Here is a 7,274-nt window from a genome sequence, read left to right as displayed (position 1 = left end):
TGCAAGGCGCAAAAATAGACGTGAGTAAGATATTCTATTTTGATGCCAATATTAAATGCGATAAATCAAACCAATGCGATATCAAGGTCAATGAACCTTTAGGGTAAATCTCGGCTTTACATGTAAGATGGCATGTCAAGGAAAAAGAGGTGAGGGCAAGTCGATGACTTGCCCTCACATGTTAAGATTGAACAGTAAAGAAGAAATCATGAAACGATACACTACCGCTTTTTTTGCCCTCTGTCTTATCGGCGCCGTTTCCCTTTTTGCGGACATCAATCAAGGTTCTACGATTTATAAGAGTTATTTTCGCACGGCTTGCGGTTTTAGCGGCAACGTGATGGCGAAAAAACATACGTACAGCGAATGGCAGGCTTTATTCGATGCGAAGGAGCTTGCGAATGAATTGCAAACCTTATGTCCTTCGGCAAAGCCGTTGAAAGAAAATGACGTCGCACATCTTTACGAATTTTTGTATCATTACGCTAGCGATAGCGGTAATACGGCATTATGTTATTAACATGTAGGCTTCTTGTCAAAGAGGCCAAGGTGCGCGGGCTTCCTGCCGAAGGAAACTTGGCGTTAGCATAGCTTTTTAGGCGATGCCTTAGAAGTGTGAAAAGAGTTTTCTAAGAACTCTCTAGAGTGATAGGTCAATCTATGTTTAAAGATTTTGGCAAAGTTGAGACGTTTTTAACCGTCGTAAGAGAACGCAGTTTCTCCAAAGCTTCTAAAAAGTTGGGGATTAGTCAGCCTGCCGTAACGCAGCAAATCAAATACCTTGAAGATTATTTGAGTATTCAAATTGTCGATCGTAAAAAAAACGGGATCAATTTGACGAAGGCGGGAGAGGCACTTTACCAATCCTTGCTCAAGCTTGAGAAGCAAATTTTAGAGACGGAAAAAGAGGTTTTACGCCTGATCAATAAAGAGATGCTTTTTATTTTAGGCGCATCTCCGGTCATCGGCAATTATATTTTGCCCGACTTTTTAAACGATATTCAAGAGGTTATTTCCAATCGTGTACTGACAAAAGTCGCGACCTCTTCAGAATTGACGGAACTTTTACTGCAACAAAAAGTCGATCTTGCGCTGATCGAATCGCCTATCTTCAATCCCAATATAACGTATAGAGAATGGATGGAAGACGAGCTTGTCGTCGTGAGTCGAAGCAAGCTTCCGATGCTTTTAAAGAAAGAAGATTTGTTTACGTTTGATTGGATTTGCCGTGAAGAAGAATCCAATACGCGCCGCGTAATTTACGAAATGTTCCGTCAAATAGACGTGGATTGTAAAAACTTTAACGTCAAAGGAATTGCTACCAGTTCGACGACGATCAAACAGACGCTCTTAAAATCTCCGCTCAACGGAGTGCCTACGGTTTCGATATTGTCTAAGTATATTATCGAGGATGAAGTCAAGCAAGGACTCTTACATGTAGCGCAAATTAAAGACATTAGACTCTTACGCCAGTTTTACCTCTGCTGCCTTAAAGATCGCGTCCAAGACGCACTGATCGATAGTACGACCGATTTTCTTACCCACAAAAGCATTCAACCCTCTTTTTAAGTCGCGTAAGGGCAAGATTTTTGCTCTTACACGAAACGGCTTTTTCGCGTTTGCGTCTTTTTTCTACGGAACGCTATGGTGTTTCTTCCAAGATAATTAATAAAAGTAAATATTTTTATAATTTTATTATATAATGGTAAAAATTATAGGAGGAAAAGATGAAAAAAGTTATATTAACTTTACCAATTATCGTTTCATGGATGCTCGCCGCCGACCAAACCCGCATCAATGATTGCGTGGAGACTTTTCAAAAAGAAGTCTCAGACATCATTTACGCCAATCAACACGATCAAAACGGCTCGTTGGAAGTGCTCAACGAAAAAATCAATCGATTGCTCGAAAAAGAGTGCGATCTCAATGCCAGCGAAGCCGCTCAAACGAAAGCCGAAACGCGCGTATTGATTTTAGATACCACGAAAGGGAAGAGCGATTGCATTGAAAATTTCTCCAACGACATTAAAGCGATCTTGTACGAAAACGATGCTCAACCCAAAAAAGCCAAAAAGATCAAAGTCGAGCTCAAGGGTGACGGTAGTAATTGTACCCAAGAAGCCGCACAAAAATAATTTCTCGTATCTCAAAAGAGGCATCATGCCTCTTCTCGTTTTTTCCTTTTTCTGAACTCAATATATTAAAAAAATGCAAAAATGTCATTAAAATTTTACTAAAATGGTAAAAAATACTAAAAAGTTTACCTAATATTATAAAATAGATAAATTTTTTTTATTTTTATGATAAGCCCTTAAAATCGAGCCTCAGATTCTATTTTAATTTAAAAAACTTATAAAAGTAATTCTTCTTAATAATAATCTAAAGAAACAGCCTCTACAATGTGCCGTGAAATAGTTATTTCTAGGGCATTTAAGCCCTTTTATCTCAAATCATAGCGGAGAAAAATAAGATGAAAGTAGAGATCTCACGAAGGAGATTTCTTCAAGGGAGCGTGGCTTTAAGTATTGTCGGGGGAACGGCGTTAAGTCAGACGTCTATTCTTGCTGAAAATGCAAAAAAGTCCAAAGAACTTCCTTTGTTGAAACAAGTTCCGACGATTTGCGAAATGTGCGTCAATAAATGCGCCGCTATCGCAACGGTTAAAAACGGTATTGTTACCAAACTCGATCCTAATCCGTATTTCCCTAAATCGCGCAATATGCTATGCGCTAGAGGGGTTGCCGGCATTCATGCGCTTTACGATCCCGATCGTTTGAAGTACCCTTTAATCCGCACGGGACAAAGGGGTGATGGAAAGTACCGTCGTGCGAGTTGGGACGAAGCTTATGCGTTTATCCAAGAAAAACTCGTGAAAATTTTAGACGAAGAAAAAGACAATCGCTCGTGTATCGGATATTGCGCGGGCGAGGGTTTGGCGGAACATACGTTTAAAACGTTTATGGCGGATAAATTCGGTTCATCGAATTTCTTGAACCACTCGACGATTTGCCTTCAAACGGCGGTATCGGGTTATACGTTAACTATCGGCGGCTACGGACAGGCAGATTTAGAAAACGCCAAATATGTTATTATGGCGGGTGCAAACCGTGCCGAAGCGATTTTAACGCCCGATACGATGGATATGTTCAAACGAACGCGCGGACGCGGTATGAAACTCGTCGTCGTCGATCCTCGCTTTACCAATTCCGCCATGCATGCGGATACTTACGTGCCCATTAAACCGGGAACCGATTTGGCGTTTGTTTTGGCGTTAACCTATGTTGCGATCAGCGACCAAATTTACAATCGTAGTTATGTCGCCAAAAACTTCGTCGATTTCGATAAATACAAAAAACACATTATCGAGAACGAATACACTCCCGAATGGGCGGAAAAAATTACGGGCATACCTGCTGCGACCATCTGTAAAATCGCTCATGATTTTATGGCGAATGCACCGCAAGCGGTTTATTATCAAGGCAGACGTACGACATGGTCGAAAAACGACTTCCAGCTTCGTCGGGCTATGGCACTCTTTAGTGCGCTTGGCGGCGGTATCGACGTTAAAGGCGGTATCGTGTTCGGTAAAAAGCTTCCTTTGGGTGAGCATACGACGACCGCTCCGATGTATGCACAAGCCAAACCGCGTATCGATAAAAACTTGGCAGCCGTCGTCGGCGCAACCGGAACGTGGGTCGGCTGGCGTAATATGGTTGCGGAAGGAAAATCTCCGTATCCGATTCGCGGCATGTTTGTTTACAAACAAAATCCGATGCTCTCCGTTCCCAATACGGCAAAAACGCGTCAGATGTTTGAAAAAATGGACTTGGTCGTCGTCATCGATACGATGCCGAGTGATACGGCAATGATGGCGGATGTTATTTTGCCGGAATGTACCTATTTGGAGCGCGAAGACCCCGTGCAATCGTTTGCGGGAATCGAACCGGCTATCGCGGTACGCGAGAAGGCGATCGATCCGATGTATGAGACCAAACCGGTCATCGAAATTATGCGAGGATTAGCCCAAAAACTTTCTAAACCGCTGTGGGAAATTACGAAAAAGTATGACGAAGACGTTCAAGAAGAACTCGAAGATACCGATGAAGCAGAGTTTTACGAAGAAAACGGTTTTGATCTTTCCGAGCCGTTTATGCATTCGCAAGAAGAGACGAATAAGCATCTGTTCGTGGAAAAATACGGTGAGGAAGCATGGGGTATTTTACGCGAAAAAGGCGTTTTTTATCCAAATATGCTCTCTTATTTTAAGAAAATCGATAACAACACCTATCAATGTTATCCCAAAGACAGGAAGTTCTATTCGGTATTAAAATTGGAAGAAGAGTACGATGCCGAGACGTTTTTACATGATTTATGCGTCAATCCCGTCGATATCGCCGATTTAAAACGTTCGTTTAATACGCCGAATAAAAAGGTCGAATGCTATTTGGGAAGTATGGAAAGTCGCGGCGTAGACCCGATGCCGACATGGAAAGACGAGGAGTTCGTGAAAGTTCCCTCCGGTCAGTTCAAATTTATTTCCGGCCGTCACGCGCAATTTACGCAAAATTCTTCTCAAAACAACATTATGCTTTTGGAGTTGATGCGCGAAAATTATATTTGGATCAACGACCAAGAGGCCAAAGCACTCGGTATTGCATTCGGCGATACGGTAGAAGTGAGCAGTCGTGTAGGGCGCGTGCGCATTAAAGCGTATCCGACGCCTAAAATCGTTCCGCAAACCGTTTTTTACATTCACGGATTCGGCGCAAAATCCGAAGGGTTAACGTTTGCGCACCGAAACGGTGCGAGCGATAACGAGATTATAGAAGATACGATCGAACCGGTTCACGGTTGTGCGAATATGCACGACACGATCGTCTCGATTAAAAAGGTGTAAGCTATGAATTACGCAATGGCATTAGATTATCAAAACTGTATCAACTGTAAAGCGTGCGAAGTTGCATGTAAAGAGGAAAACGGTGTTCAGCTCGGTGCGGACAAACAACGTATTTGGATCGGTGTGGTTGAGGGTACGATTTTCGGGAAACCGTTTATCAATCTTTACCCCTCTCAATGCAACCATTGTATCGACGCGCCGTGCGTCAACGTCTGTCCGACCAATGCCAGCCATTTTGCAGGGGGCGGAATCGTCAAAGTCGACGCGCACAAATGTATTTTGTGTAAAGGTTGTATGGAAGCATGTCCGTACGATGCGAGGTTTGTCGACGATACGATGGTTGCGGTCGATAAATGTACGTTTTGCGATCACCGCTCTTTAGTTGAAGGCGGAACGACGGCATGTCAAGCGACCTGTCCGACGAAAGTTCGCGTATTCGGCGATTTGGACGATGAAAACAGCGATATCGTGAAGTTGTTAAAAACCAAACGCTTTTTCTTCCAAAAAGAGCATACCGGAACGCTTCCGAAACTGTTTTATATTTTACCCGATGACGAAACGTATGCCAAACAGAGCGTTTCGCATCACACGAAAATTCATACGTGGGACGAAATCCAACCCTTGTATGCGCAAGCTCGCGAACGAAGGAGTAAAGAATGGAGAAAATAAGCTTTATCGGTCTTGACATTAACAAGACGACGATCGGAGGGCTATTATTGAATAAAACGATGCTATTTGCTTACGTGCTTTTAGCATTGGCGGCGTTTGGAATTTACGAAATTTTCGACGTGCGTTATTTCAGTGCGGCGGCCAATGCGCATGCTTCCGGACTCAATCCGACGAGTTTGGAGCTTAAAGAGGCGATGCGACTTGCGGTTTTCGGAGACGTCGGAGAGGTCAACCGCAACATTCCGTGGACGCTCTTTATCGTCAATTACATGTACATGATTTACACGGGAAGCGGCATCATCTTCTTGGTCGCTTTAGCGGAACTGATGAACTTTCATTTGGTCGAAAAAGCGGCGGCAGGTTTTATGGTTGCCGGTATCGCTATGGTCTTTGCGGGTCTGTTTACGATCGCGACGGATCTTAACATGTTAAATATGGTGTGGATGGTGCTAACGCCCAACGTTGGTGCGGGTATGTGGTTGATGTTACCGCTTTATTGTACGTATATTCCCTTCGTTTTGTTTGAAATCTATTTGGTACTCACGCATAAAAGGGCATGGGCAAAACGTCTGGCGTTACCGATCTTGGTTTTAAGCATTATCGTCGATTTGATCGAATATTACATTCAAGCGAAACTTTTTTCGATGAATACGGCACGCCATTTATGGACGGAATTTCCGTTCCTGACGTTTTATTTCATCATCTCTGCTTTTGTTTCATCTTTGGGCGTTATGGGAATCGTCAGCTTTTTAGCTCATCGTCAAAAACATGAATACGGTGCGTTAATGGAACTTAATCGAAAAGCGATGTTATTTTTTGTATCGATTTTAGGAGTATACGAAATATTTGCCTATATGACTGTTGATAAAGATTGGGCATTTTTAATCCTTTTTGGGCCGTTTCGTTACGTCTATTTTATCGGTTACATCTTTCTAACGTTGACCTTACCGTTTTTATGTATTGTTAAGCCTAGAAAACCTATATTTACCTTAATAGCCTCGATTTCGGTCGTTATCGGCGGTTATGTCGGACGTTACCTTTTCGTTTACGGAGGTAATGCCAATCCTATGTCCAATCGCTTTGGCGTAGGGTATGAAAAATATGATTTTTATGCGCTTTCAAAGCCTTTTAACTATGTGGCTCCTCATCTCGGAGAAATTTTGATCGTAGTAGGCTCTATCGGTGTTGCTGTTGCAATCTATAAACTTTTCGATGTTTTCTTATCGGTCGGCGAGTTGCGAGAACATCATTAAAGAGACGAAAAATACAACCATACTATAAGGAGAAAACATGAGACTAAGAAGTATAGCGAGTAGCCTGATCGTAGCGGGGCTTTTGTTCGGAGGGTGCGCGAGTAGCCAACCCGAAGCGAGCCAAGCAGCAGCAGAGAAAGTGCTCACGGAACCCAGCGCAAAAGTCAAAGGCTTGATCGAACAATACCGCTTGGAGAACGTAACGTACGATTACGTAGCAGCAGCGATCGGAAACGGTACGCGAGGCGGCGCAAAAGCACTCTTGATCGATGCGAGACCGCACCCAAAATACCTAGCAGGGACGATTCCTTCTAGCCTTAATATTCCCGATACCGAAATAGAGAAATATATCGGACAATTAGAGAAAGTAGCAAAAGATAAAGAGATTATCGTCTATTGCGGCGGCTGGGAATGTGAAAAAAGCCCGATCGTTGCAGGATACCTTAAAGGTAAAG

7 protein-coding genes are annotated in these 7,274 nt (G+C 43.0%); all 7 read left to right on the top strand.

What is annotated here, in order from left to right; translation table 11 throughout:
- Nucleotides 1–208 precede the first annotated feature (208 nt).
- On the top strand, nt 209–520 hold the full coding sequence (locus OA34_RS12920; protein WP_039676058.1) for a hypothetical protein: 312 nt from the start codon (nt 209–211) through the stop codon (nt 518–520).
- A 140-nt stretch (nt 521–660) separates the two neighbouring features.
- Complete coding sequence (locus OA34_RS12915) at nt 661–1,569, top strand: LysR substrate-binding domain-containing protein (RefSeq protein WP_039676056.1); 909 nt, start codon at nt 661–663, stop codon at nt 1,567–1,569.
- A gap of 158 nt (nt 1,570–1,727) precedes the next feature.
- Nucleotides 1,728–2,135, top strand: coding sequence for a hypothetical protein (locus tag OA34_RS12910; RefSeq protein ID WP_039676054.1), 408 nt, complete (start codon nt 1,728–1,730; stop codon nt 2,133–2,135).
- A 377-nt stretch (nt 2,136–2,512) separates the two neighbouring features.
- Nucleotides 2,513–4,897, top strand: a complete 2,385-nt coding sequence (locus tag OA34_RS12905; RefSeq protein ID WP_286683053.1) for a molybdopterin-containing oxidoreductase family protein — start codon at nt 2,513–2,515, stop codon at nt 4,895–4,897.
- Nucleotides 4,898–4,900: 3 nt separating this feature from the next.
- Nucleotides 4,901–5,566 (top strand): 4Fe-4S dicluster domain-containing protein, encoded by a 666-nt coding sequence (locus OA34_RS12900; protein WP_039676050.1) that lies wholly within the window; start codon nt 4,901–4,903, stop codon nt 5,564–5,566.
- Nucleotides 5,554–6,819 (top strand): NrfD/PsrC family molybdoenzyme membrane anchor subunit, encoded by a 1,266-nt coding sequence (gene nrfD, locus OA34_RS12895; protein ID WP_039676048.1) that lies wholly within the window; start codon nt 5,554–5,556, stop codon nt 6,817–6,819. Before OA34_RS12900 ends, nrfD begins: the two co-directional genes overlap by 13 nt.
- A gap of 37 nt (nt 6,820–6,856) precedes the next feature.
- Nucleotides 6,857–7,274: rhodanese-like domain-containing protein (locus OA34_RS12890; RefSeq protein ID WP_039676047.1), on the top strand; the 418-nt coding region annotated here is incomplete at its 3' end.

Source organism: Sulfurospirillum sp. MES, from assembly GCF_000789415.1.
GTDB lineage: Bacteria > Campylobacterota > Campylobacteria > Campylobacterales > Sulfurospirillaceae > Sulfurospirillum > Sulfurospirillum cavolei.
This window is presented reverse-complemented; position numbering and strand designations above follow the sequence as displayed.

Excerpts from the sequence above, each read along its gene's own strand:
- OA34_RS12920 (WP_039676058.1), top strand. The coding sequence starts at position 209 with ATGAAACGATACACTACCGCTTTTTTTGCCCTCTGTCTTATCGGCGCC.
- OA34_RS12915 (WP_039676056.1), top strand. The coding sequence starts at position 661 with ATGTTTAAAGATTTTGGCAAAGTTGAGACGTTTTTAACCGTCGTAAGA.
- OA34_RS12910 (WP_039676054.1), top strand. The coding sequence starts at position 1,728 with ATGAAAAAAGTTATATTAACTTTACCAATTATCGTTTCATGGATGCTC.
- OA34_RS12900 (WP_039676050.1), top strand. The coding sequence starts at position 4,901 with ATGAATTACGCAATGGCATTAGATTATCAAAACTGTATCAACTGTAAA.
- nrfD (WP_039676048.1), top strand. The coding sequence starts at position 5,554 with ATGGAGAAAATAAGCTTTATCGGTCTTGACATTAACAAGACGACGATC.